This window comes from Streptomyces sp. NPDC030799, from assembly GCF_055572255.1.
Map to the genome: position 1 here is coordinate 370,847 of NZ_JBVIDS010000001.1, position 22,165 is coordinate 393,011.

20 protein-coding genes are annotated in these 22,165 nt (G+C 71.7%); 8 read left to right on the forward strand and 12 right to left on the reverse strand.

The window, feature by feature from the left end:
• Nucleotides 1-71 precede the first annotated feature (71 nt).
• The gene (locus ACZ41I_RS01580; protein ID WP_468512907.1) at nucleotides 72-1,082 is read left to right on the forward strand and encodes a DUF916 domain-containing protein; all 1,011 of its coding nucleotides are present in this window, start codon (nucleotides 72-74) and stop codon (nucleotides 1,080-1,082) included.
• Here the strand turns inward: ACZ41I_RS01580 and ACZ41I_RS01585 are convergent.
• Together ACZ41I_RS01585 and ACZ41I_RS01590 are read right to left on the reverse strand one after the other, a co-directional pair.
• Nucleotides 976-1,314 carry a P-II family nitrogen regulator gene (locus tag ACZ41I_RS01585; RefSeq protein WP_363215866.1) on the reverse strand — a complete coding sequence of 113 codons (339 nt, stop codon included), beginning with the start codon at nucleotides 1,312-1,314 and terminating at the stop codon, nucleotides 976-978. The two genes, ACZ41I_RS01580 and ACZ41I_RS01585, sit on opposite strands and share 107 nt — an antisense overlap.
• Nucleotides 1,311-2,651 (reverse strand): ammonium transporter, encoded by a 1,341-nt coding sequence (locus ACZ41I_RS01590; protein WP_363215868.1) that lies wholly within the window; start codon nucleotides 2,649-2,651, stop codon nucleotides 1,311-1,313. The genes ACZ41I_RS01585 and ACZ41I_RS01590 overlap by 4 nt, the downstream gene beginning before the upstream one ends.
• 151 nt (nucleotides 2,652-2,802) lie before the next feature.
• On the opposite strand from ACZ41I_RS01590, the gene era reads away from it, so the two are divergent.
• Nucleotides 2,803-3,756, forward strand: coding sequence for a GTPase Era (gene era / locus ACZ41I_RS01595; RefSeq protein WP_363215869.1), 954 nt, complete (start codon nucleotides 2,803-2,805; stop codon nucleotides 3,754-3,756).
• A gap of 202 nt (nucleotides 3,757-3,958) precedes the next feature.
• On the opposite strand, the gene ACZ41I_RS01600 is transcribed toward era, so the two are convergent.
• The gene (locus ACZ41I_RS01600) at nucleotides 3,959-4,807 is read right to left on the reverse strand and encodes a helix-turn-helix transcriptional regulator (RefSeq protein WP_399771979.1); all 849 of its coding nucleotides are present in this window, start codon (nucleotides 4,805-4,807) and stop codon (nucleotides 3,959-3,961) included.
• Nucleotides 4,808-4,931: 124 nt separating this feature from the next.
• Between ACZ41I_RS01600 and ACZ41I_RS01605 the strand changes: the two genes are divergently transcribed.
• Complete coding sequence (locus tag ACZ41I_RS01605) at nucleotides 4,932-5,786, forward strand: NAD-dependent epimerase/dehydratase family protein (protein WP_363215871.1); 855 nt, start codon at nucleotides 4,932-4,934, stop codon at nucleotides 5,784-5,786.
• A gap of 1 nt (nucleotide 5,787) precedes the next feature.
• Here the strand turns inward: ACZ41I_RS01605 and ACZ41I_RS01610 are convergent, their stop codons facing one another.
• The 4 genes from ACZ41I_RS01610 to ACZ41I_RS01625 are packed head-to-tail and all read right to left on the reverse strand — an operon-like array spanning nucleotide 5,788 to nucleotide 9,779.
• The gene (locus ACZ41I_RS01610) at nucleotides 5,788-7,029 is read right to left on the reverse strand and encodes an MFS transporter (protein ID WP_468512908.1); all 1,242 of its coding nucleotides are present in this window, start codon (nucleotides 7,027-7,029) and stop codon (nucleotides 5,788-5,790) included.
• Complete coding sequence (locus tag ACZ41I_RS01615) at nucleotides 7,026-8,351, reverse strand: GH1 family beta-glucosidase (protein WP_399771971.1); 1,326 nt, start codon at nucleotides 8,349-8,351, stop codon at nucleotides 7,026-7,028. Before ACZ41I_RS01615 ends, ACZ41I_RS01610 begins: the two co-directional genes overlap by 4 nt.
• Before the next feature lie 57 nt (nucleotides 8,352-8,408).
• Nucleotides 8,409-8,675 carry a protealysin inhibitor emfourin gene (locus ACZ41I_RS01620; RefSeq protein WP_363215874.1) on the reverse strand — a complete coding sequence of 89 codons (267 nt, stop codon included), beginning with the start codon at nucleotides 8,673-8,675 and terminating at the stop codon, nucleotides 8,409-8,411.
• A 33-nt stretch (nucleotides 8,676-8,708) separates the two neighbouring features.
• A complete protein-coding gene (locus ACZ41I_RS01625; RefSeq protein ID WP_363215876.1) occupies nucleotides 8,709-9,779 on the reverse strand; it encodes a M4 family metallopeptidase in 1,071 nt (356 codons plus the stop codon).
• Nucleotides 9,780-10,131: 352 nt separating this feature from the next.
• Here ACZ41I_RS01625 and leuA point away from each other — a divergent pair, with 352 nt between their 5' ends.
• The 3 genes from leuA to ACZ41I_RS01640 all read left to right on the forward strand — a co-directional run bounded on the left by leuA (nucleotide 10,132) and on the right by ACZ41I_RS01640 (nucleotide 14,088).
• Nucleotides 10,132-11,853 carry a 2-isopropylmalate synthase gene (gene leuA, locus ACZ41I_RS01630; RefSeq protein WP_363215877.1) on the forward strand — a complete coding sequence of 574 codons (1,722 nt, stop codon included), beginning with the start codon at nucleotides 10,132-10,134 and terminating at the stop codon, nucleotides 11,851-11,853.
• A gap of 253 nt (nucleotides 11,854-12,106) precedes the next feature.
• Nucleotides 12,107-12,793 (forward strand): TerB family tellurite resistance protein, encoded by a 687-nt coding sequence (locus ACZ41I_RS01635; protein WP_363215878.1) that lies wholly within the window; start codon nucleotides 12,107-12,109, stop codon nucleotides 12,791-12,793.
• Between the two features lie 116 nt (nucleotides 12,794-12,909).
• Entirely contained in the window at nucleotides 12,910-14,088 is a 1,179-nt protein-coding gene (locus tag ACZ41I_RS01640) for a sialidase family protein (protein WP_468512909.1), read from the forward strand.
• Here the strand turns inward: ACZ41I_RS01640 and ACZ41I_RS01645 are convergent.
• From ACZ41I_RS01645 to ACZ41I_RS01665, 5 genes are read right to left on the reverse strand one after another with little or no spacing between them, the layout of a single operon-like run.
• Nucleotides 14,085-15,011: a dihydrodipicolinate synthase family protein gene (locus ACZ41I_RS01645; RefSeq protein WP_468512910.1), complete on the reverse strand. Its 927-nt coding sequence runs from the start codon at nucleotides 15,009-15,011 to the stop codon at nucleotides 14,085-14,087. The two genes, ACZ41I_RS01640 and ACZ41I_RS01645, sit on opposite strands and share 4 nt — an antisense overlap.
• Complete coding sequence (locus ACZ41I_RS01650; RefSeq protein WP_363215881.1) at nucleotides 15,012-16,016, reverse strand: ABC transporter ATP-binding protein; 1,005 nt, start codon at nucleotides 16,014-16,016, stop codon at nucleotides 15,012-15,014.
• Entirely contained in the window at nucleotides 16,013-17,998 is a 1,986-nt protein-coding gene (locus ACZ41I_RS01655; RefSeq protein ID WP_468512911.1) for a dipeptide/oligopeptide/nickel ABC transporter permease/ATP-binding protein, read from the reverse strand. The genes ACZ41I_RS01650 and ACZ41I_RS01655 overlap by 4 nt, the downstream gene beginning before the upstream one ends.
• Complete coding sequence (locus tag ACZ41I_RS01660) at nucleotides 17,998-18,954, reverse strand: ABC transporter permease (protein ID WP_468512912.1); 957 nt, start codon at nucleotides 18,952-18,954, stop codon at nucleotides 17,998-18,000. The genes ACZ41I_RS01655 and ACZ41I_RS01660 overlap by 1 nt, the downstream gene beginning before the upstream one ends.
• Before the next feature lie 4 nt (nucleotides 18,955-18,958).
• Nucleotides 18,959-20,569 (reverse strand): ABC transporter substrate-binding protein, encoded by a 1,611-nt coding sequence (locus tag ACZ41I_RS01665; protein WP_468513076.1) that lies wholly within the window; start codon nucleotides 20,567-20,569, stop codon nucleotides 18,959-18,961.
• A gap of 310 nt (nucleotides 20,570-20,879) precedes the next feature.
• Here ACZ41I_RS01665 and ACZ41I_RS01670 point away from each other — a divergent pair, with 310 nt between their 5' ends.
• Nucleotides 20,880-21,308 (forward strand): hypothetical protein, encoded by a 429-nt coding sequence (locus ACZ41I_RS01670; protein WP_468512913.1) that lies wholly within the window; start codon nucleotides 20,880-20,882, stop codon nucleotides 21,306-21,308.
• Nucleotides 21,305-22,165, forward strand: coding sequence for a hypothetical protein (locus ACZ41I_RS01675; protein WP_468512914.1), 861 nt, complete (start codon nucleotides 21,305-21,307; stop codon nucleotides 22,163-22,165). The genes ACZ41I_RS01670 and ACZ41I_RS01675 overlap by 4 nt, the downstream gene beginning before the upstream one ends.

Consider the following 22,165-nt stretch of genomic DNA (forward strand, 5'->3'; position numbering starts at 1 on the left):
CCCGCCCGTTCCCCTGACTCTCCCCCGACTCTCCCCTGTCTCTCGTCTCTCGTCCGCGGGGGTCCGCACCCATGCGCAAGCTGTACGTCCTCCTCCTCGGCCTGATGCTGGCCTGGCAGGCCACGCCCGCCCACGCCGCCGACAACGGCAGTTGGTCCGTCTACCCGGTCGCCTCGAAAGTCGCCGCGCGGCCCTCCTTCTACCTCTCCGCGGACCCCGGCCAGACCCTCACCGACAAGGTCGCCGTCCAGAACAGGACCGGCAGACCGCTCACCTTCCGGCTCTATGCGGCCGACGCCTACAACACGCCCAGGGACGGCGGCTTCGCCGTGCGTACGCTGAAGGAGCGGATGCGCGGGGTGGGCGCCTGGGCGAAGCCCGCGAAGTCCCGGATCACCGTGCCCGCGCACCGGACGGTCACCGTGCCGTTCACGCTGCACGTCCCGGAAGGGGCCGAGCCCGGTGACCACCCCGGTGCCCTGGTCGCGCTCGACGAGAGGATCGACCCCGGCAGCGGGCGGTTCGCGCTCGGAGTGCAGCGGGCCGTCGGTGCCCGGGTCTACCTGCGGGTCGGCGGGCCCACCCTGCCCGCGCTCTCCGTCGGACAGCTGCACATCAGCCATCACCAGCCGCTCGTCCCCGGCCTCGGCGACAGCACGGCGACCATCTCCTACACCCTGCGCAACACCGGGAACGTCACCCTCCACCCCAAGGTGGAACTGAAGGCCCGCGGGCTGTTCGGCCGTACGCTGCTCGACCGCGAGCTGACCGGGGCGCCGTCCGAGCTGCTGCCGGGACAGCGGGTCCGGCTCACCGAGACCTGGCGCGGGGCGCCCCAACTCGACCGGGGCGAGGTGACGCTGACCGTGAGCGCGCCCGGTACCCGGCAGTCGGCGGGCGCCGCCTTCCTCGCGCTGCCGTGGCTGGTCGTGACGCTGGTGTTCGTCGCGGGCGCGGCGACCGGAGTGCTGCTGGTCAGAGCGCGTCGGGGCCGCGTTCGCCGGTCCGCACGCGGACGACCGTCTCCACGGGTACGGCCCACACCTTCCCGTCCCCGATCTTCCCCGTCTGCGCGGCGCTGACGATCGCGTCGATCACGGCGTCGGCGTCCGCGTCCTCCACCACGACCTCGATGCGCACCTTCGGCACCAGGTCGACCCGGTACTCCGCGCCCCGGTACACCTCGGTGTGGCCGCGCTGCCGGCCGTAGCCGCTCGCCTCGGTCACGGTCAGACCGTGCACGCCCAGCTCCTGCAGGGCCGTCTTGACCTCGTCCAGCCGGTACGGCTTGACGATCGCGGTGATGAGCTTCATGCCTGGGTGTCGACCTTCTGGGTGGGGGCCTTGTGGACGGAGGCCTTCTGGGCGGAGGCGAGGACGGACGAGGTGACCGGGGCGCCGTGGCCCAGGACGCCGTGATCGTATGCCGTCTCGGCGTGCACCGTAAGGTCCAGGCCGGTGAGCTCCTGCTCCTCGCTCGCGCGCAGGCCCATCGCCTTGTCGAGCAGCTTGCCGAGGCCGTACGTCACCGTGAAGGCGTAGCCGGCCACGACAGCCACGGCGAGGGTCTGCTTGCCGAGCTGGGCGAGTCCGCCGCCGTAGAGGAGGCCCTCGGTACCGCCGGTCATCGCCTTCTCGGCGAACAGGCCGATCAGCAGGGTGCCGATGACACCGCCGACCAGGTGGACGCCGACGACGTCCAGCGAGTCGTCGTAGTCGAGCTTGAACTTCCAGCTCACGGCATAGGAGCAGACCACGCCGGCGGCGAGGCCGACGACGAGGGCGCCGAGCAGCGAGACCGCGCCGCAGGACGGGGTGATCGCGACCAGTCCGGCGACCGCGCCGGAGGCGGCGCCCAAGGTGGTCGGGTGGCCGTCGCGCTTGTGCTCGACGAAGAGCCAGCCGAGCAGACCGGTGCAGCCGGCGGCCAGCGTGTTGAGGAAGGCGGCCGCGGCGAGGCCGTTCGCGCCGAGCGCGGAACCGGCGTTGAAGCCGAACCAGCCGAACCACAGCAGGCCGGCGCCGAGGATCACCATGGGCAGGTTGTGCGGGCGCATGGCGTCCTTCTTGAAGCCGAGCCGCGGGCCGAGGACCAGGCACAGGGCGAGGCCGGAGGCGCCGGAGGTGATCTCGACGGGCAGACCGCCCGCGAAGTCCAGGGCGCCGAGCCTGTCGAGGATCCAGCCGCCGGGACCCCACACCCAGTGGGTGACCGGAACGTATACGAGGAGGGTCCACACCGGTACGAAGACCAGCCACGCCGAGAACTTGGTCCGGTCGGCGACCGCGCCGCTGATCAGCGCGGCCGTGATGATCGCGAAGGTGAGCTGGAAGGTGGCGAAGAGCAGGGTGGGGACCGTGCCGTGCGCGCTGTCCGGGGTGATGTGCGCCATGCCGGCGTGGTGGAGTCCGCCGATGAGCCCCGCGAAGGCGTCGTCGCCGAAGGCGAGGGAGTAGCCGGCCGCCAGCCATACGACCGTGACCAGGGCGATCGACACGAAGCTCATCATCAGCATGTTGAGGACGCTCTTCGTGCGGACCATGCCGCCGTAGAACAGGGCCAGGCCCGGGGTCATCAGCAGGACGAGGGCGGTCGCGGCGAGCAGCCAGGCGGTGTCGCCGGTGTTCACATGCGCGGCGGCGAGGGTCACGGGCGTCTCCAACGGGGTCGGGGCTCGTCAGAGGGTCACCGGTGTGCGTTTCCGGTCGCGTACGGGTGTGTTTCCGTGACGTTTCGTTGCGTGAGGGTTACCGAAACCTCACGGTACGGCGGGGCTTTGTGGATCAGGGACAATGAACGGCATGAGTGTTCGTACCCAGTCATCCGAGCAGCCGGCCGAGGCCGTCCACCGCGCCGGTTTCGCCTGCTTCGTGGGCCGCCCCAACGCGGGCAAGTCCACCCTCACGAACGCTCTGGTCGGGCAGAAGGTGGCGATCACCGCGAACCAGCCGCAGACGACGCGGCACACGGTACGGGGCATCGTGCACCGGCCCGACGCCCAGCTGATCCTGGTGGACACCCCGGGGCTCCACAAGCCGCGCACCCTGCTCGGCGAGCGGCTCAACGACGTCGTCCGCACGACGTGGGCCGAGGTCGACGTGATCGGCTTCTGCCTGCCGGCGAACGAGAAGATCGGTCCCGGTGACCGTTTCATCGCCAAGGAGCTGGCGGGGATCAAGAAGACCCCGAAGATCGCCATCGTCACCAAGACCGACCTGGTCGACTCCAAGACCCTGGCCGAGCAGCTGATCGCGATCGACCAGCTGGGCAAGGACCTGGGTATCGAGTGGGCGGAGATCGTGCCGGTGTCGGCGGTCGGCTCCAAGCAGGTCGACCTGCTGGCCGACCTCCTGATCCCCCTTCTCCCCGAGGGCCCCGCGCTCTACCCCGAGGGTGACCTGACCGACGAGCCCGAGCAGGTCATGATCGCGGAGCTCATCCGCGAGGCCGCGCTGGAGGGGGTCCGCGACGAGCTGCCGCACTCCATCGCCGTGGTCGTGGAGGAGATGCTGCCGCGCGAGGACCGTCCCGCGGACCGTCCCCTCCTGGACATCCACGCCAACGTCTACATCGAGCGTCCCAGCCAGAAGGGCATCATCATCGGCCCCAAGGGCAAGCGGCTGAAGGAAGTCGGCATCAAGTCCCGCAAGCAGATCGAGGCACTGCTCGGCACGCCCGTCTTCCTGGACCTCCACGTCAAGGTCGCCAAGGACTGGCAGCGCGACCCGAAGCAGCTGCGCAGGCTGGGCTTCTAGGGGGTGTCGTTCGGATCAGGCCGGCCGTGACGAGCGGTGCCGACCGGCCGACCCGAGCGGGGTCTGGTGCGTGCAGCTGCAAGGCGGAGGAGGGAGTCGACGCGGAGCGTCGGCGAGTGACGACAACGCGGCAGATGTGCGTGCCAGGGCCCGCGACGGCCGGGATGATCCAAACGACACCCCCTAGCGGCCTTCCGAGCGGTCAGGGACTGCTGGGGGAAAGGTCCTGCAAGCCCACCACCCGCAGCAGCTGCAGTCTGTCGTGCGCCTCCGTGCCCGGGCGGGCCGTGTGCAGGACGAGCAGTTGGCGGTGGCCGTGGTGGAGGAGGACCTCGCAGTCCAGTTCCAGGAGGCCGACCACGGGATGCCGGAAGCGTTTCCTGGCGGACCGGCGTCCCGCCACCTCGTGTGCTTCCCACAGTCGTGCGAACTCCTCGCTGGCCGAGCGGAGTTCGGCCACCAGCGCGGCCGGTTGCGGGTCGTCGGGGCGGGCCGCGGCCACCCGGCGGAGATCGGCCACGTGGGCGCGGGCCAGTTCGGGCAGGTCCTCCGGGGGGAACAGGCCGCGGGTCGCGGGATCCAGGAAGAAGCGGCGGATCAGGTTGCGCTCGCGCGGCGGACGGGCGGTGGCGTCACCCGTCAGCGCCTTCGACATCGCGTTCTGGGCCAGCACCTCACCGCAGTCCGTCAACACCTGCGCCGGTGTGTCGTGCAGCCGGTCCAGGACCAGCAGCAGACCGGGGCGGACGTGGGCGGACGTGGCGTCCCGCCGCGGTGGTTCCTCGCCCGCCAGATGGAAGAGATGGTCCCGTTCGTCGTCCCTCAGCCGCAGGGCACGGGCCAGCGCGGCGAGCATCTGGCGGGACGGGCGCGGGCCGCGGGACTGCTCCAGGCGCGTGTAGTAGTCCACGGACATGCCCGCCAGCGACGCCACCTCCTCCCGGCGCAGACCCGGGGTGCGGCGCCGGGCGCCGGGGGCGAGGCCCACGTCGGACGGGTCCAGGCGGGTTCGGCCGCGGCGCAGGAAGTCGGCGAGTTCGGTCCGGTTCACCCCTTCAGGGTGGGGCAGCGCGCCCGGCTTATCCAGGGACTGCCGATCCCCTGATCGGGAGGTCTCTGCCGGTCCGCAACGCGGTGGCCGAGGGTGGAGGCACATCCAGCGAGAGGAACGGATCATGCTGACACTGGTGACGGGGACGACGGGGCAGGTCGGCCGGCGCTTCGTGCCGAGGCTGCTGGCGCAGCGGCGGCCGGGCGAGCGGGTACGGGTCCTGGTGCGGGACGCATCGCGCGGTGAGCGCTTCGCCGAGCTGGGCGCCGAGGTCGTCGTCGGGGATCTGCGGGACGCGGAGGCGCTCGGCAAGGCGGTGGCCGGGGCGGACGCGGTCGTCAACGTCGCGGCGTCCTTCCGCGGGGTGCCGGACGAGGAGGCGTGGGCCGTCAACCGGGACGCGGCCGTGGCCCTGGGCCGGGCCGCGGTGACCTCCGGAGTGCGGCGCTTCGTGCAGGTCAGTACCGGGCTGGTGTACGGCGTCGGGCGGGGCCGCCCGCTGACCGAGGAGGACGAGATCCGGCCCGGCGGCGCGATGTGGGGCGCCTACCCCGAGTCCAAGGCCGCGGCCGAGCGGGAGCTGCTCGCCCTGGAGGGCATGGAGGTGCGCATCGGCCGGCTCCCCTTCGTCTACGGCGAGGGCGATCCCCATCTCGCCCAGTCCCTGCGCTGGGCGGCGCACTGGGCGGCGACCCAGCGGCTGCACATGGGTCACCACGCCGATGTCGCCCAGGGGCTGCTGCGCCTGCTGTACGCGCCGGCGGTCGGCGGGCCCGTCTACAACATCGCCGACGACGCCCCCGTCACGGCGGTCGAGCTGCACCGGCTCAACGGCGTCGAGGTGCCCGCCGACCTGCACACCAGGACCGACCCCGACCCGTGGCTCGGGATCATGTCCACCGAGCGGATCCGCCGGGACCTCGGCTTCCGGCCGCACCATCCGACCGTGTGGGCCGCCCGGGACGCAGGCGCCCTCTGACCTACTCGACCCCTCTGATCCGCCCCACCAGCACCGCCCCTGCCAGCCCGATCACCGCCGCCACCAGGTACAGCACCCGGTACCCGCCGAGGTGGGTCACGATCGGCGCGGCCAGGGCGGGGGCCGCGACCTGGGGCAGCGCGTTGGCCACGTTGATCACGCCGAGGTCCTTGCCCCGGTCCAGCGCCTTCGGCAGGACGTCCGTCATCAGTGCGAAGTCGACGGAGGTGAACACGCCGAAGCCGACGCCCAGGACGGCCGCCGCGACGATCGCGCCGGGCCAGGTCTGCCAGCCGGCCAGGGCCGCCGTCGCCACCGCCATCAGCACGCCCGACCAGACGACGAACGGCTTGCGCCGGCCCACCCGGTCCGACCAGACGCCGCCCGCCACGACCGTCGCCGTCAGCGTCAGGCTGTTGACGGCGGTCAGAACCAGCACGCCCTGGTCCGGGTCGGCGTGGTGCAGGCGGTCGCGCAGGTAATAGAGGAGGTACAGCAGGACGAGGGAGTTGCTGAGGTTGATCAGGAAGCGGGTCAGCCAGGCCCAGCCGAGGTCGGGGTGGCGGCGGGGACTCAGCCAGAACCCCGCCAGGAACGACCGCCACGACCACGCCGGCCGGTCCGCCCGCGCCAGCCGCAGATCCCGGTAGCGCAGGACGTACGGCAGCACGCCCGCCGTCGTGCACACCGCACACGCCGTGTATCCGGCCCCGGTCCCGCCCGCCGCCGTCGCCAGGCCCGTGCCGCCGACCACGCCCAGGATCTGTGCCGTCCCCAGCCAGCCGCCCACCGCGCCCCGCTGGAGCCGGGGGACCCGGTCCGGTACGGCCGCCGTCACCGCCGCGAACGCCGCGTTCAGCGTGAGCTGCACCAGGCACCAGCCCACCGCCATGGACCCCGCTCCGCCCGCCTGTGCGAGCAGCAGCAAGGACACCGCGCCGCCCGCCGCCCCGGCCACGATCCATGGCGTACGGCGGCCCCGGCGGGCCGTCGTACGGTCGGACAGCGCGCCGAAGAGCGGGCCGGCGAGCAGCGAGACCACCGCGCCGGCGCCGGTCACCCAGGCCAGCAGCGTCTCCTTGGACATCCCGGTGCCGGGCGCGAAGTCCTTCGCCTGGGAGGCGAGCAGGATCTGCAGCGGGCCGAACCAGCCGACCCAGATCGCCCCGTTGGCCAGTGCGAGGGCCGCCGTCCAGCCCCGGCCGACGGGTGCGACGGGCTCGGCCAGGGCGGCGGTGGTCATCCCTGGGTCCGCAGCAGGTCCCGGAACCAGTGGTAGGAGGCCTTCGGGGTGCGCTGCAGCGTCTCGTAGTCCACGTGCACCAGGCCGAAGCGGCGGGCGTACCCCTCGGCCCACTCGAAGTTGTCCATGAGGGACCACACGAAGTAGCCGCGCACGTCCACGCCGGCCTCCAGCGCGGTGTGCAGGGCGCGGAGGTGGGCGTCCAGGTAGGCGATGCGGTCCTGGTCGTCGAGGCCGTCGTAGGAGCAGCCGTTCTCGGTGATGACGATCGGCGGGAGCTTGTCGCCGTACCTCTCGTGGAAGCCGCACAGCAGCTCGGTGAGGCCCTCCGGGACGATCGGCCAGCCGAAGTCGGTCACCGGGCGGCCCTCGATCTCCCGGACCGAGAAGGGCAGTCCTGCGGGGAGCGTCAGACCGCCGTACTCGCTGTCGGCGCCGCCGGGTGCCCCCACTCGGGTGGGCGCGTAGTAGTTGATCCCGTACCAGTCGACGGGCTCGGCGATGACCTTCAGGTCCTCCTGCACGTCGCCCGGCATCAACTCGCCCAGGCCGTCCGGGTACGCGCCGAGGATGACCGGCTCGGCGAACAGGCGGTTGAGCAGGACGTCGTAGAAACCGGCCGCCTCGACGTCCGCCGGTTCGGCGGAGGCGGGCCAGGTGGGGCCGTGGGAGTTGGCGATGCCGACGTCCGTGGCCCCGGCCGCGCGCAGGGCCCGTACCGCGAGACCGTGGGCGAGGAGCTGATGGTGGGCGACCGGGAGCGCGTCGAACAGGAGCTGCCTGCCGGGGGCGTGGGCGCCGAGGGCGTGGCCCAGCAGGGTGTGCTCGGCGGGCTCGTTCAGGGTGATCCACTTGCTCACCCGGTCGCCGAGGCGCTCGGCCACCGTCGTCACATGGCCGGCGAACCGGGCCGCCGTGTCCCGCTCCAGCCAGTCCAGGGAGGCGGGCAGGTCCCAGTGGAAGAGGGTGGGCACGGGCCGTACGCCCGCGGCGCACAGCTCGTCCACCAGGCGGTCGTAGAAGTCCAGCCCGCCGGGGGAGTTCACGCGGGGCCAGGAGACCGAGAAGCGGTACGCGTCCACGCCGAGGCCGGCGAGGAGGGCGACGTCCTCGCGGAAGCGGTGGTAGTGGTCACAGGCCACCGCCGCCGTCGAACCGTCCTTCACCCGCCCCGGTGCGGCCGTGAAGACATCCCACACGGATGGCTCGCGTTCCTCGGCCGCCCCCTCGATCTGATGGGCGGAGGTCGAGACACCCCACAGGAAGCCGTCCGGGAAGCGGGGGATCGGGGCGGATACGGGATCGCCTGCGTCAGTCGCCATGGCCGGATCATCCTTACCCCCGGTAACAGAAGTCAACGCCCCGGCGGAAACCGGCGGTCACGCGCCCTCCTTCAGTACCCGGGACACCAACTCCCGCTCCTCCTCGGTGAGTCGGGGATCGGCCGCATACACCGTGCGGCCGTCCACCGTGATCTCGTACTGGAAGCCGTCCGGGACGCCGGCGGGCGGGGTGCCCCGGCCGGACGCGAGGACGCGTTCGGCCAGGGCCTGCCACGCGGGGGCGTCGGGCCGGCCCGCGGTGTCCACCTCGGCCCGGCGCTCGATGCCCGCGAAACCGCCCGTGCGCCTCACTTGAATCCGCATGGGCCCAGTGTCCAGCACTCCGGCGTCGCGGCACTACAGCGTCCGCACCCCGACCTGTTCCCACGCCTTCTGCACGGCCTGGAGCTCGTCCCCGGCGCCGAACCGCTCCCGGGCCGCCTTCACCGTCAGCGTGGCGAAGTCGGCGAACAGCGCGTCCTGCTTGAGGTCGCCGCCGGTCAGCACGTCGTACCAGATCTGCCCGGCCTTCTCCCAGGAGTGCCCGCCGATGGCCGTGGCGACCAGGTAGAAGGCGTGGTTGGGGATGCCCGAGTTGATGTGCACGCCGCCGTTGTCGCGGCCGGTGCGGACGTAGTGCTCCATGGTCGCCGGCTGCGGGTCCTTGCCCAGGTTCGGGTCGTCGTACGCCGTGCCCGGGGCCTTCATCGAGCGCAGCGCGGTGCCGTGGACGTGCGGGGCGAGCAGGCCCGCGCCGATCAGCCAGTCGGCCTCGGCGGCGGTCTGGCCGAGCGTGTACTGCTTGATCATCGAGCCGAAGACATCGGAGACCGACTCGTTGAGCGCGCCGGACTGGCCGAAGTACTCCAGGTTCGCGGTGTACTGGGTGACGCCGTGGGTCAGCTCGTGGCCGATGACGTCCACCGGGAGGGTGAAGTCGAGGAAGACCTCGCCGTCGCCGTCGCCGAACACCATCTGCTCGCCGTTCCAGAAGGCGTTGTCGTAGCCCTCGCCGAAGTGCACGGTGGCGTCCAGCGGCAGGCCGTCGCCGTCGATCGAGTGGCGGCCGTACGCCTTCAGGTACAGCTCGAAGGTGGCGCCGAGGCCCGCGTAGGCGCGGTTGACGGTGGCGTCCGAGCCCGGGTCGGAGCCCTCCTCGCGGACCTTGGTGCCGGGCAGGTCCTGGGTGTGGCGGGCGTCGTAGATGGTGCGGTGCGGCTGGTCGGCGGCGGCGCCCGCGGGAGCGGCGACGGAGGGCGCGCCGACGACCGTGGTCAGACGGCGCTTGGTGCGCTGGTAGGCGTCGTGCTCCAGGGACCGGCGGGCCGGGCCGGAGAGCGCGGCGTCCTCGGCCTGCGCGAGCTTGTCGAGGACGTGGGGCGGCACGATCGTGCAGAAGACGGGCTCGAAGCCCCCGTTGGTCGTCATGTCCCGCACCATCGCATTCAGTGATGCCGATGTCACTAGCTGCCACCATGATTGGTGAAATACCGGGACACGGAGCACCACACTCCGTGACGATGTGCTAAGGCGTTGTGGCGAAGAGCACTTTTTGTCCGTTTTGCGGTCACGGTCCCGCATACTGAAACGCGTCCCCCGGGTCCGGGGCGGCTCGGTTAGGCTGCGAGGCATCATGCGTTTCGGGCTGCTTCTTCTTAGCTGCCGCGGCGAGGGCCTGTAGTCACAAGGCCGACTCCCTCCCCGCGGAGCTTTGGCGTTGCGTCGTCGGCCGTCCACCCGGACATCCGGATCTCCGGACACCCTGAGGAGCCCACGCACCATGGCCAACCGCCAGCAGCCCAGTTCCATGCCGATCCACAAGTACGGCCGCTACGAGCAGGTCGACATCCCGGACCGCACCTGGCCGGAGCAGCGCATCACCGTCGCCCCCCGCTGGCTCTCCACCGACCTGCGCGACGGCAATCAGGCCCTGATCGACCCCATGTCGCCCGAGCGCAAGCGCCGGATGTTCGACCAGCTGGTCAAGATGGGCTACAAGGAGATCGAGGTCGGCTTCCCGGCCTCGGGCCAGACCGACTTCGACTTCGTGCGCTCGATCATCGAGGAAGAGGGCGCGATCCCGGACGACGTCACGATCTCCGTGCTGACCCAGGCCCGCGAGGACCTGATCGAGCGGACCGTGGAGTCCCTGAAGGGCGCCAAGCGGGCCACGGTCCACCTGTACAACGCGACGGCTCCCGTGTTCCGCCGGGTCGTCTTCCGCGGCTCCAAGGACGACATCAAGCAGATCGCCGTCGACGGCACCCGCCTGGTGATGGAGTACGCCGACAAGCTGCTGGGCCCCGAGACCGAGTTCGGCTACCAGTACAGCCCCGAGATCTTCACCGACACCGAGCTGGACTTCGCGCTGGAGGTCTGCGAGGCGGTCATGGACGTCTGGCAGCCCGGCCCCGGCCGCGAGATCATCCTCAACCTGCCCGCCACCGTGGAGCGTTCGACCCCGTCCACGCACGCGGACCGCTTCGAGTGGATGCACCGCAACCTGACCCGCCGCGAGTACGTCTGCCTGTCCGTCCACCCGCACAACGACCGCGGTACGGCCGTGGCGGCGGCCGAGCTGGCCCTGATGGCCGGCGCCGACCGCGTCGAGGGCTGCCTGTTCGGACAGGGCGAGCGCACCGGCAACGTCGACCTCGTCACCCTGGGCATGAACCTGTTCTCGCAGGGCGTCGACCCGCAGATCGACTTCTCCGACATCGACGAGATCCGTCGTACGTGGGAGTACTGCAACCAGATGGAGGTCCACCCGCGCCACCCGTACGTGGGCGACCTGGTCTACACGTCCTTCTCCGGCTCCCACCAGGACGCCATCAAGAAGGGCTTCGACGCGATGGAGGCGGACGCGGCGGCGCGCGGGGTCACCGTCGACGACATCGAGTGGGCGGTGCCGTACCTGCCGATCGACCCGAAGGACGTCGGCCGTTCGTACGAGGCCGTGATCCGGGTCAACTCGCAGTCCGGCAAGGGCGGTATCTCCTACGTCCTGAAGAACGACCACAAGCTGGACCTGCCGCGCCGGATGCAGATCGAGTTCTCGAAGCTGATCCAGGCGAAGACCGACGCCGAGGGCGGCGAGATCACGCCGAAGCAGATCTGGGCGGTCTTCCAGGACGAGTACCTGCCGAACCCGGACAACCCGTGGGGCCGCATCCAGGTCAGGACGGGGCAGTCGACCACGGACACCGACGGCACCGACACCCTCACGGTCGAGGCGACGGTGGACGGCCAGGACACCGTCCTGACCGGTTCCGGCAACGGTCCGATCTCGGCCTTCTTCGACGCCCTGCAGTCCATCGGCATCGACGTACGCCTGCTGGACTACCAGGAGCACACGATGAGCGAGGGCGCCTCCGCACAGGCCGCCTCCTACATCGAATGCGCGATCGACGGCAAGGTCCTGTGGGGCATCGGCATCGACGCGAACACGACGCGTGCGTCGCTGAAGGCGGTCGTCTCCGCGGTGAACCGCGCGGCCCGCTAGTCGCTCCGCCGGGTGCGCGGGGAACTGCCGCTTCGGTATGTGCCGCGAGGGGCCGTCGATCGGCCGCTGCGCCGTTGTGGCCGGTCGCGCAGTTCCCCGCGCCCCTTCAGGGCGCTGTCCCGCCCGCCGTTTTCCGGCCAATGGTCACCGCAGGTCACAGAAAGGTCTCTTACGGGGTACTGACTCAACCTCCGGGATGTGGCTAACATCACGCCAGCGCGGCGATGTTGCCGTGCGGTTACGGAGGTGCGACGTGCTGCCAGTACGGGGACGAGACGGCCAGGCCCTGCGCTTCCTGGGCACACGCACCGCATGGACACCGATCGGGGACGGCGAGTTCTACTGCCCCGGCTGCGGAGGCGACCGCAACTACCAGCGGCTCACCGGGCGCCGCCGGCTCACCCTGCTCGGAGTGCCCCTGCTGCCCCGCGGCACGGCCGGACCGGTCGTGGAGTGCGCCGCCTGCCGCCACCACTACGGCACCGACGTCCTCGACCACCCCACCACCCGCCGCTTCTCCGCGATGCTCCGCGACGCCGTGCACACCGTCGCCCTCGCGGTGCTCGCCGCGGGCGGCACCTCCTCCCGGACGGCGCTGGAGACCGCCGCCGCGGCCGTGCGCGCGGCCGGCTTCGACGGCTGCACCGAGGACCAGCTGGCCGCCCTGGTCGAGGCCCTCGCCGCCGATACCGGCCGGGTCCTCGGCGGGGAGGGCGGCACGAGCCTGACCATAGAGCTGCACGAGGCGCTGGACCCGCTGGCCCCGCACCTCGCCCCGGCCGGCCGCGAGTCCCTGCTCCTCCAGGCCGCCCGCATCGCGCTGGCCGACGGCCCCTACACCCCCGCCGAACGCGACGCCCTCACCACGGTCGGCGCGGCCCTGACCATCTGCGCCGACGACGTCACCCGTCTCCTGGCCGCCGCCCGCACGCCGTCCTGACCGGCCTGCCCCGGTCCGGCCCACGGATCGCCCGATCGGGCGATCGGTCGCGACGTCGCCCGTACGAGTGATCCCCGGGACGAATCGGGAGGGATGGTTCCGGGGAACATGGGTGGGTGACACCGAAGAGCCGCACCCTGCTCACCGCCCTCGCGCTCCTCACCTCGCTCGCCGCCCGCCCACCGGCCCACGCCGCCTCCGCCTGCGTCTCCTCGCAGCCGTACGTCTCGGGGGAGGGCGGCTACCACACGTACCGGATCCCGGCCACGGTCCGGACCTGGGACGGCACGATCCTGGCGTTCGCCGAGGGCCGGCGCGACAGCGCGGGCGACACCGGGGACATCGACGTCGTGCTGCGCCGCTCCACCGACGGCGGCTGCACCTGGGGTCCGCTGACGGTGGCGACCCCGGGCCACGGGGACACCCGGGGCAACCCGGCGCCGGTCCTGGACCCCCGCACGGGTGCAGTCATCCTCGTGACCTGCGGCAACAGCGGTTCGGTGACGGAGGAACAGATCATGCGCGGCGAGGTCCCCGAGGAGCGGGGCCGCCGGGTGTTCGTCCAGCGCAGCTGGGACGACGGCCGGCACTTCACGCCCCCGGTGGACATCACCGCGCAGGTGAAGCGGCCCGGCTGGCGCTGGTACGCCACCGGCCCCGGCCACGCGGTGGTCCTCACCCGGGGCCGCCATGCCGGCCGCCTGCTGGTCCCCGCCGACCACTCCGCCGCCCCGCCCGCCGGATCCCCCGACACCGGCCAGGAGCCCAAGTACTACGGCGCTCACGCCCTCTACAGCGACGACGGCGGCCGCACCTGGCAGCTCGGTTCCGTGGACGCCACCTACGACGGCGTGACCAACACCAACGAGACGAGCGCCGCCCAACTCCCGGACGGCCGCCTCTACTTCAGTGCCCGCGACCAGAACGGCAGCGCGCCCGGCAACCGCCTCGACACCTACTCCTCCGACGGCGGCACCACCCTCGACCGCCCCTACGCCGTCCAGCCCGCGCTGGGCGACGTCCCCATGGTCCAGGGCAGCGTCCTGCAACTCCACGGACCCGGAGCCCCGTTGGTGTTCTCCGCGCCCTCCGTGCCGACCGCCCGCCGCGCCCTGGCCCTCTGGACGAGCACGGACGCCGGCCGCACCTTCACCCGGCTCCTCACCCTCTCGGACCGCCCCGCCGCCTACTCCGACCTGGTCCAGCTCGGCCACGCCACGGTCGGCGTCCTGTACGAGACGGGCACCGCGCACGCCTACGGCACCGTGGAGTTCCGCAGAGTGACGATCGCCTAGAGAAGACCGGCCGCCGCCACGAACTTGCCCACCTTCTCGGTCTCCTCCCCGGACAGCGGCACCTGCGGCTCCGCCGTGACCGGGCAGTCGATGACGCCCCGCAGATACAGCGCGGCCTTGAACGCGCCCAGCGCCGCCGAGCTGCCGCCCATCCGCGCCGGATCCCCGACCGTGACCATCCCGAACAGCGCGCACAGCCGCTCCTGCTCGGCCCGCGCCCCGTCCCAGTCGCCGGCCCGGCACATCCGGTACAGCCGGACGTACCCGTGCGGGTCGACGTTGGCCAGCCCCGGCACGGCCCCGTCGGCGCCCAGCGCCAGCGCGGAGTCCACGATCAGCTCCGAGCCGGTCAGCACACTGAACCCGGGGTTCGTGCGGGCGCCGGTGACGATCTCACGGAAGGCGGCCAGGTCCCCGCTGGAGTCCTTGATCCCGGCCAGCACCCGGTCGGCGGCCAGCCCCAGCACCACGTCGGCGGGCAGCTTGGTGTGCACGGCGACGGGGATGTCGTAGGCGATGACCGGCACCGTGGACGCGGCGGCGATCCGGCGGTAGTGATGGACGATCTCGGAGCGGTGGGTACGGGCGTAGAACGGGGCGGTGACGACGACGGCCTGCGCGCCGGCCGCCGTCACGGCCCGGACGTGGTCCAGGACGCGCGGGGTGGTCATGTCGATCGCGCCGGCGAGCACGGGCAGCCCGCCGCCCACATGGCCCACCACCGCCTCCACGACCAGCCGCCGCTGCCGGTCCGTCAGGAACGCGGCCTCGGACGTGGACCCGAGCAGGAAGAGCCCGTGCACCCCGCCGTCCACCAGGTGGTCGACCAGCCTGAGCAGCGAGGGCACATCCACCTCGCGCTCCGGTGTCAGGGGCGTGCAGACGGGCGGGACGACACCGGTGAGCGGGGCGGGGAAGGTCATTCAGGGCTCCTGGCGTGCTAGGTCGCGGGTCGACTGGTCCTCCTCGACAGGATGGTGACAGCGGTAGCGGTGGCCGGGCCGTGACGCGGCCGCAAACTCAGGCATCACCTGGGCGCACACCCCGTCCGCCCTCCAGCAGCGGGTGCGGAACGGGCAGCCGCTCGGCGGCCGGGTCGCCGACGGCACGGGCCCGGTCAGCGGGATCGGGTCGAGGGGGTCCAGCAGACCGGGCGTGGCGGAGAACAGGGCACGCGTGTACGGGTGCCGGGCGGCGTCCGTGACCCGGTCGGCGGGGGCCTCCTCGACGATCCGGCCCAGGTACATGGTGATCACCCGGTCGCTCATCCGCCGTACCGTCTGGATGTCGTGCGAGACGAACACCAGGGCAAGCCCGAGGCGCTCCTTCAGGTCCAGCAGGAGGTTCAGGATCTGCGCGCGGACCGACACGTCCAGTGCGCTGGTCGGCTCGTCGGCGACGACCAGGGCCGGGTCCAGGGCGAGCGCACGGGCGATGGCGACGCGCTGCCGCTGCCCGCCGGAGAGCTGTCCGGGCAACGCGTCCGCCAGGGCCCGGGGCAGGCCGACCAGGGCCATCGACTCCCTGACTTTCTCCTCCCGTTCGGCCCTGGTGCCACGGTCGTGGACGTCCAGCGGGTCGCGCAGGATCCGCCGTACCGTCAGCCGCCGGTTCAGTGCGGTCGACGGGTCCTGGAAGACCATCCCGACGCCCGCGCCGACGGTGGCCCGGCGCTCGGCGGGCGGCATCGCCCACAGGTCGCGGCCCTGGAACGCCACCGTCCCCGAGGTCGGCCGCTGTACGCCCACGAGCACCCTGGCCAGCGTCGACTTCCCGCACCCCGACTCGCCGACCACGCCCACCGTCTCGCCGGGGGCCACGGCGAGGCCGGCTCCGGTCAGGGCGTACACCCGGTCGCGCCTCAGCAGTCCGCCGCTGCGGGCCCTGTGCACCACATGGACGTCCCGGACCTCGACGACGGCGTTCACTGCACCACCTCGTTCACTGCACCACCTCGTTCTCCACGTAGTACCGCCGGGTGATGGCAGGCGGCCGTGTGGGTGGCCGTACCGGCGAGGACCGGGGCGCTCTCGTGGCACACCTGGGTCGCCAGCGGGCAGCGGTCGGCGAAGCGGCAGCCCGCCGGAAAGTCCGCCGGGGCCGGTACGACCCCCTTGATCTGCGTCATCCGTTCCTCGGCCGACTCCAGCGACAGCACACTGCCGAGCAGACCGCGCGTGTAGTGGTGGGCCGGTGCCGCCACCAGCTCGGCGGTCACCCCGCTCTCCACGATCTGCCCGCCGTACATCACCACCACCCGGTCGGTGACGTCGGCGACCAGCGCCAGATCGTGCGAGACCAGGATCAGCGCGAAACCCAGCTCCTCGCGCAGCCGCAGCAGCAGCTCCATCACCTGGGCCTGCACGGTGACGTCCAGGGCCGTTGTCGGCTCGTCGGCGACGATCAGGCTCGGGTCGCGGGAGAGGGCCATGGCGATCAGGACGCGCTGGCGCTGGCCGCCGGACAGCTCGTGCGGATAGCTGCGCAGGGTGCGCTCGGGGTCCAGACCGACCAGGTCCAGCAGCTCCCGCGGACTGCGGCGGCCCCCGCGCCGGACGAGCTGTTTCAGCTGCGCCCGGATGGTCATCGCCGGGTTCAGCGAGGACAGGGCGTCCTGGTGGACCATCGCCATCTCGTGGCCGAGCAGCCGCCGCCGTACCCGCATCGGCTCGGCGAGCAGATCCCGCTGCCGGAACCGCACCTGGCCGCCGACGCGCGCGCCCCTCGGCTGCAGCCCCATGACCGTGAGCGCGGTCAGCGACTTCCCGCAGCCCGACTCGCCCACCAGGCCGAGTACTTCCCCGGGATACACCTCGAAGCCGACCCCGGCCACGATGTCCACCCCGCGGTGCCGGTCCGGGAAGCCGATGGTGAGGTTCTCCACGGCGAGCACCGGCTGACCGGAGGAGCCGGGGCGGGGCCGGGCCCGGGACCGCAGCCGCCGGGCGGCCTCGGCGAGACCGGGCAGCGGGAGCACCTCACCGCTGCCCGGCTCCGGCGCCTGCAGCCGGTCCTGAGGCGCCCGCACCTCCCGGGGCGCCGGTGCCGCCCACGCGTCGGAGACACCCTCGGAGAGGATGTTCAGCGACAGCACGGTCAGCAGGATCAGCAGCCCCGGAAAGACGGTCGCCCACCAGCCGCCGGTCAGCACCATGTTCTTGCCGTCGGCGATGACACTGCCCCAGGACGGGTCCGGCGGCCGCACCCCGGCGCCGATGAAGGACAGCGACGCCTCGAACACGATCGCCTCGGCGACCTGGACCGTGCAGAAGACGAGCACGGGCGCGGCACAGTTGACGGCCACGTGCCGCAGCACGATGTGCGCGGTACGGGCGCCGATCACCCGCTCCGCCGTGACGTAGTCCTCGCCGTACTGATCGAGCACGTTCGCCCGTACGACCCGGGCGACGGGCGGCGTGAACAGGAAGGCGAGGGCACAGATCAGCACGCCGATCCCGCCGCCGAACACGGCGACCAGAACCGCCGCGAGCGCGATCCCCGGGAACGCCATCACCACGTCCAGGCAGCGCATCAGCGTCTCGTCGACCGCCTTGCGCGAGGTGGCGGCCACCGCACCGATGACGGCGCCCGCGACCAGGGCGAGCCCGGTGGCGCCCAGCCCGATCGCCAGCGACCAGCGGGCGCCGTACATCAGCCGGCTCAGGATGTCCCGGCCGAGGCTGTCCTGCCCGAGCCAGTGCGCGGCGGACGGATGCCCGCTGCCGCCGACCGGGTCCTGCTGGTCGAGCGGGTCGTCCGGGGCGAGGAGGGGAGCGAGTACGGCGACGAGGACGACGAGGGCGAGAAAACAGACGGCGGCCTGCGACAGCAGCGGCAGCCGGCGCCGGCCGCGCAGCCGCCCGCCGCCGGGCCGGGGGAGCCGCTCGGTGAGGCGCGCACGCATGACCATCAGGCCACCCTCAGACGTGGGTTGACGAGCAGATGGAGGACGTCGATGACGAGGTTCACGACGACGAACCCGGTGGCCGTGGTGAGGACGACCCCCTGCACCACCGCCGGATCACCGTTCTGCACGGCGTCGATCATCAGCTTGCCCATGCCGGGCAACGAGAAGATCGTCTCGATGACGACGGCGCCGCCGAGCAGATAGCCGACCCGCAGGCCGAGCACGGTCAGCGGATTGACGAGGGCGTTGCGCAGGACGTTCCGGCCGACCACCACGCGCGGCGGCAACCCGCTCCCGATCGCTGTGCGCACATAGTCCTTGTCCAATTCCTCCACCACCGAGGTCCGCACGATTCGCGTCAGCTGGGCGGCCACCGGCAGGGAGAGCGCGAAGGCGGGCAGCGCCATGGTCCTCAGCCAGCCGGTGACGGAGTCGGCCGGGTTGATGTATCCGCCCGTCGGGAACCAGCCCCGGTCCACCGCCAGGTACTGGATCATCAGCAGCGCCAGCCAGAACCCGGGCGCGGCCACCCCGACCAGCGAGACCACCCGGATGACCTGGTCCGGGATCCGGTCCCGGTACACGGCCGCCGTGACCCCGCCCGACAGCGCCAGCACCACCGCGACGGCCAGTCCCAGGCAGGTCAGCTGGAGGGTGAGCGGCAGCGCGGTGGTGACCTGGTCGGCAACCGGGGCTCCGGTCAGGGCGCTGGTGCCGAGGTCTCCGTGGAGCAGAGCGCCGACGAAGTGGACGTACCGCACGGGGAGCGGGTCGAGCAGCCCGTTCCGCTCCCGGAAGTCGTGCAGCTGCTGCGGCGTCGGATTCGCCCCCTGGAAGAACGCGGAGGCCGGGTCGACGTCCGAGAACCGCATCACCAGGAACACGAACAGGACGATCCCGAGCAGCAGCGGCACGAGCAGGGCGACCCGGCGGAGCAGGATCCGTACGACGGCCGTCATGCCGTCAGGCCCACTTGGCCTGGAGGAGGTTGATACCGGGGTACGGCTGTGGCCTTATCCCGCTGAGCCGGCGCGGGTCCCAGGCGGTCATCAGCTCGTTGTGGACCACCGGGTAGAGCACGGCCTGCTCGGCGACGAGGTCGATGTAGTCCTGGATGATCGCCTTCTTCTTCGCCGGGTCCGGCTCCCGGGTCGCCCGGTCCATGTCCTTGAAGAGCCGCTGGGCGACGGGATGGCCGGCCCACCGGGTGTACCCCATCCACAGGTTCTGCGGCCCGTAGTTGTAATGCATGATCAGATCGGCGTCGAGCCCGAACTGATTGGGGTTGGATGCGGCGGCCACGACCTGGTAGTCCTGCTTCTGGTCCATCTTGGTGAAGACGGCGGTGGTCTCCTGCGGCGCGAGGGTCGTCTGCACGCCGACCGCGTCCCAGGAGGACTTGATGGTCGGCAGGCAGTCCACGATCCAACTGACGTTGACGGCGAGGAGATTGACCTTGAGGTCGCTGACCCCGGCGGCCTTCAGCAGGGCTTTCGCCTTGGCCGGGTCGTAGTCGTAGACGGTCCTGGCCCGCCGGTAGCTCGGGTTTCCCTCGTTGAGGAAGGAGGACGCGGGCTTCCCGTGCCCCTTCAAGGCCACCTGCACCATCTTCTCGGTGTCGATGGCGTAGTGGAGGGCCTGCCGCACCCGGACGTCGTCGAAGGGCTTGTGCCGGGTGTTGAACATCAGGAAGAGATTGTTCATCCCGGCGCCGCCGGCTACCTCCAGCCCGCCCTGCTCCAGCCGGGAGATGTTGGCGTACGGGATGTTGTCCGCGATCTGCGCACCGGCACCGGTCCCGGAGATCTTTGCGACGCGGGGAGCGGCGTCCACGATGGTCAGCCAGTTCATGCGCTTGAAGGCGGGTGGGCGGGGCCCGTTGTAGGCGGCGAACGCCTCGAAGGTGGTGTTCGACTTGGGGTGGTGCGCGGTCTGCCGGTACGGCCCCGAGCCGACGGCCAGCCCCTTGATGGCATCGTCCCAGGCGCCGGGCCTGGAGAAGACGTGCTTCGGCATGATCTTGGCCAGGGTGAGCCGGGAAAGCCCGTCCGGGAAGGGGAACTTGAGCACGAGCTCGACGGTGCGGGAGTCGACCTTCTCGACGCCGCTGAGCCACCCGGCGAAGAACCCCTTGGCGAGCGTCGGGGTCTTCGGGTCGAGGATCCGGTCGAAGACGAAGACGACGTCGTCGGCGGTGACGGGCCTGCCGTCGTGGAAGGTCGCACCCGAGCGCAGGGTGAACCGCCAGGTGGTGGCGGTCGCGTCCTTCGGAGCCTCGGTGGCGAGCGCCGGATACGGCACCCGGGTGATCGGATCGGTGTCCAGCAGCCCCTCGTAGACGTGGTGGTTTGCGGCCATCGCGAACGCCGACGCCGTCTGCGTCGGATCCCAGCTGCCGTCGTTGCCGTAGCCGATCACGGCGGTCAGGGTCCGGTCCTTGCCGCTGCCGCCGCCTCCGGTGTCGTTCGTGGACTCCGGGCCCGCGGAGCAGGCGGCCAGCGCGGGTGGCAGGGCGGCGGCCAGGCCGAGCGCACCGACGCCTTTCAGGAAGGACCGCCGGTGCGGGGCCGGCATGTCGCGGGTCACGTCGTCACGCACGGATCCTCCAGCGAGGTCGGGGAAGGGGGAGGAGAGGAGGTACGACGTCCTATGTCCGGTTGGTCAGCGTGACCATAGGAGGGCCCCAAGGGGTGGTCAAGGGCACACGCACGAATGGCGTAGCCGCCACAGGTCACACCAATGGCGGCCCAGGGGCGGCGTCTCTCCGGACCGTTCCCTCCCCCCGTTCCGCCCTTCCCTCCCGCGGGCGTCAACTCTGCGCTGGTCAGCAGGAGTTACCGCTTATGATGTCGCGTCTACGACAGCTAGAGAGAAGGGTCTGCGCGTGGACGCAGAGCTGATGACGCTCGCCTCGACGGCCGGTACGACCGTGGTCACGCTGCTGACCACTGATGCGTGGGAGAGGGCCAGGAAAGCGGTCGCCACGCTGTGGGGGCGCGCTTGCCCCGACCGGGTCGAGACCGTCGAGGCCGAGCTGCTGGAAACGCGGGAACTGCTGCTCGCCACGGGAGAGGAGACCGGTTCCGGTACGCCGGGATTCGACGAGGGGACCGCCGAGTGGCGTGGCAAGTTCCGCCGGCTGCTCAGCACGCAACCGGAGTTCGCCCAGGAGGTGCGTCGCATCCTCGACGAGGAACTGATGCCCGCGCTGCCCGCGCCGGCCCAGGCCGCACCCGTCGTCTTCCACGCCAACCCGACCGGAAACGCCCGTGTCTACCAGGCCGGCCGTGACCAGAACTTCCACGAGCGATGACCGAGAAACCGTCACCCACCGAGGGACCCGGCGCACCGGCGTCCTTCAGCTCCTCGCCGTCGGACACCGGCCGGGCCTACCAGGCCGCTGGAAACCAGCACTTCCACGAGCACCACTACCACGGGCCGGTGACTCACCCCGCCCCCGCGGCGGCGGCCCGCCCGGCCAGGGGCAGGCTCGCACTGTTCTGGAGTGCCTCCGCCGCCGTCGTCCTGCTGGCCGCGCTGGCCGGCGGCGGCACCTGGCTGTGGCTGGACCAGAGGTCGTCCGGTGCCACCGCCGGCGGCGAGGCGCCGCACTCCGCGGGCCCCTCCACCGCCGGCTCATCCTCGGCCTCCCCCTCCGCGAAGACGCACGTCACCGCACCCAAGGCAGGCGCCCCTACGAAGCACTCCGCCCCGCCGGAGGACTCGAACCCCGACACACAGAGCTCGGCTCCCGTGCCGGCGGCCCCGCCGAATCCGGCGGATCCCAAGAACTGCCGATCCTGGTTCACGCTGCGGGAGATGCCCGACGTCAAGGTCCGGCCCTGTTGGCGGCGCGACGGCTCACGCGTCTACATGGTCGGGGAATGGCAGGCCACGAAGGGCGCGGAATCGGTGGACGTCTATCTCTGGCTGAAGGACGCGAGCGGCAAGGCGGTCTTCCCGCAGACCCAGCCGCTCGCCTACTCCCGCAAGGGCGCCTACCCCGCGGACTCGTCCGCGCAGCAGTGGCAGGAGGCGCAGGTGGGCATCAACCTGGTCCGGGGAGCCAAGTACACGGTGTGCCTCAGCGTGTTCTCCGCCGGTTCTTCTCCGCCGCCGAACATCACGAACGTGAAGGTGACCGGGGTCCAGAAGGACTTCACCTACTGA

Excerpts from the sequence above, each read along its gene's own strand:
- ACZ41I_RS01580 (WP_468512907.1), top strand. The coding sequence starts at position 72 with ATGCGCAAGCTGTACGTCCTCCTCCTCGGCCTGATGCTGGCCTGGCAG.
- ACZ41I_RS01585 (WP_363215866.1), bottom strand. The coding sequence starts at position 1,314 with ATGAAGCTCATCACCGCGATCGTCAAGCCGTACCGGCTGGACGAGGTC.
- era (WP_363215869.1), top strand. The coding sequence starts at position 2,803 with ATGAGTGTTCGTACCCAGTCATCCGAGCAGCCGGCCGAGGCCGTCCAC.
- ACZ41I_RS01605 (WP_363215871.1), top strand. The coding sequence starts at position 4,932 with ATGCTGACACTGGTGACGGGGACGACGGGGCAGGTCGGCCGGCGCTTC.
- ACZ41I_RS01610 (WP_468512908.1), bottom strand. The coding sequence starts at position 7,029 with ATGACCACCGCCGCCCTGGCCGAGCCCGTCGCACCCGTCGGCCGGGGC.
- ACZ41I_RS01615 (WP_399771971.1), bottom strand. The coding sequence starts at position 8,351 with ATGGCGACTGACGCAGGCGATCCCGTATCCGCCCCGATCCCCCGCTTC.
- ACZ41I_RS01620 (WP_363215874.1), bottom strand. The coding sequence starts at position 8,675 with ATGCGGATTCAAGTGAGGCGCACGGGCGGTTTCGCGGGCATCGAGCGC.
- ACZ41I_RS01625 (WP_363215876.1), bottom strand. The coding sequence starts at position 9,779 with ATGACGACCAACGGGGGCTTCGAGCCCGTCTTCTGCACGATCGTGCCG.
- leuA (WP_363215877.1), top strand. The coding sequence starts at position 10,132 with ATGGCCAACCGCCAGCAGCCCAGTTCCATGCCGATCCACAAGTACGGC.
- ACZ41I_RS01645 (WP_468512910.1), bottom strand. The coding sequence starts at position 15,011 with ATGACCTTCCCCGCCCCGCTCACCGGTGTCGTCCCGCCCGTCTGCACG.
- ACZ41I_RS01655 (WP_468512911.1), bottom strand. The coding sequence starts at position 17,998 with ATGGTCATGCGTGCGCGCCTCACCGAGCGGCTCCCCCGGCCCGGCGGC.
- ACZ41I_RS01660 (WP_468512912.1), bottom strand. The coding sequence starts at position 18,954 with ATGACGGCCGTCGTACGGATCCTGCTCCGCCGGGTCGCCCTGCTCGTG.
- ACZ41I_RS01665 (WP_468513076.1), bottom strand. The coding sequence starts at position 20,569 with ATGCCGGCCCCGCACCGGCGGTCCTTCCTGAAAGGCGTCGGTGCGCTC.
- ACZ41I_RS01675 (WP_468512914.1), top strand. The coding sequence starts at position 21,305 with ATGACCGAGAAACCGTCACCCACCGAGGGACCCGGCGCACCGGCGTCC.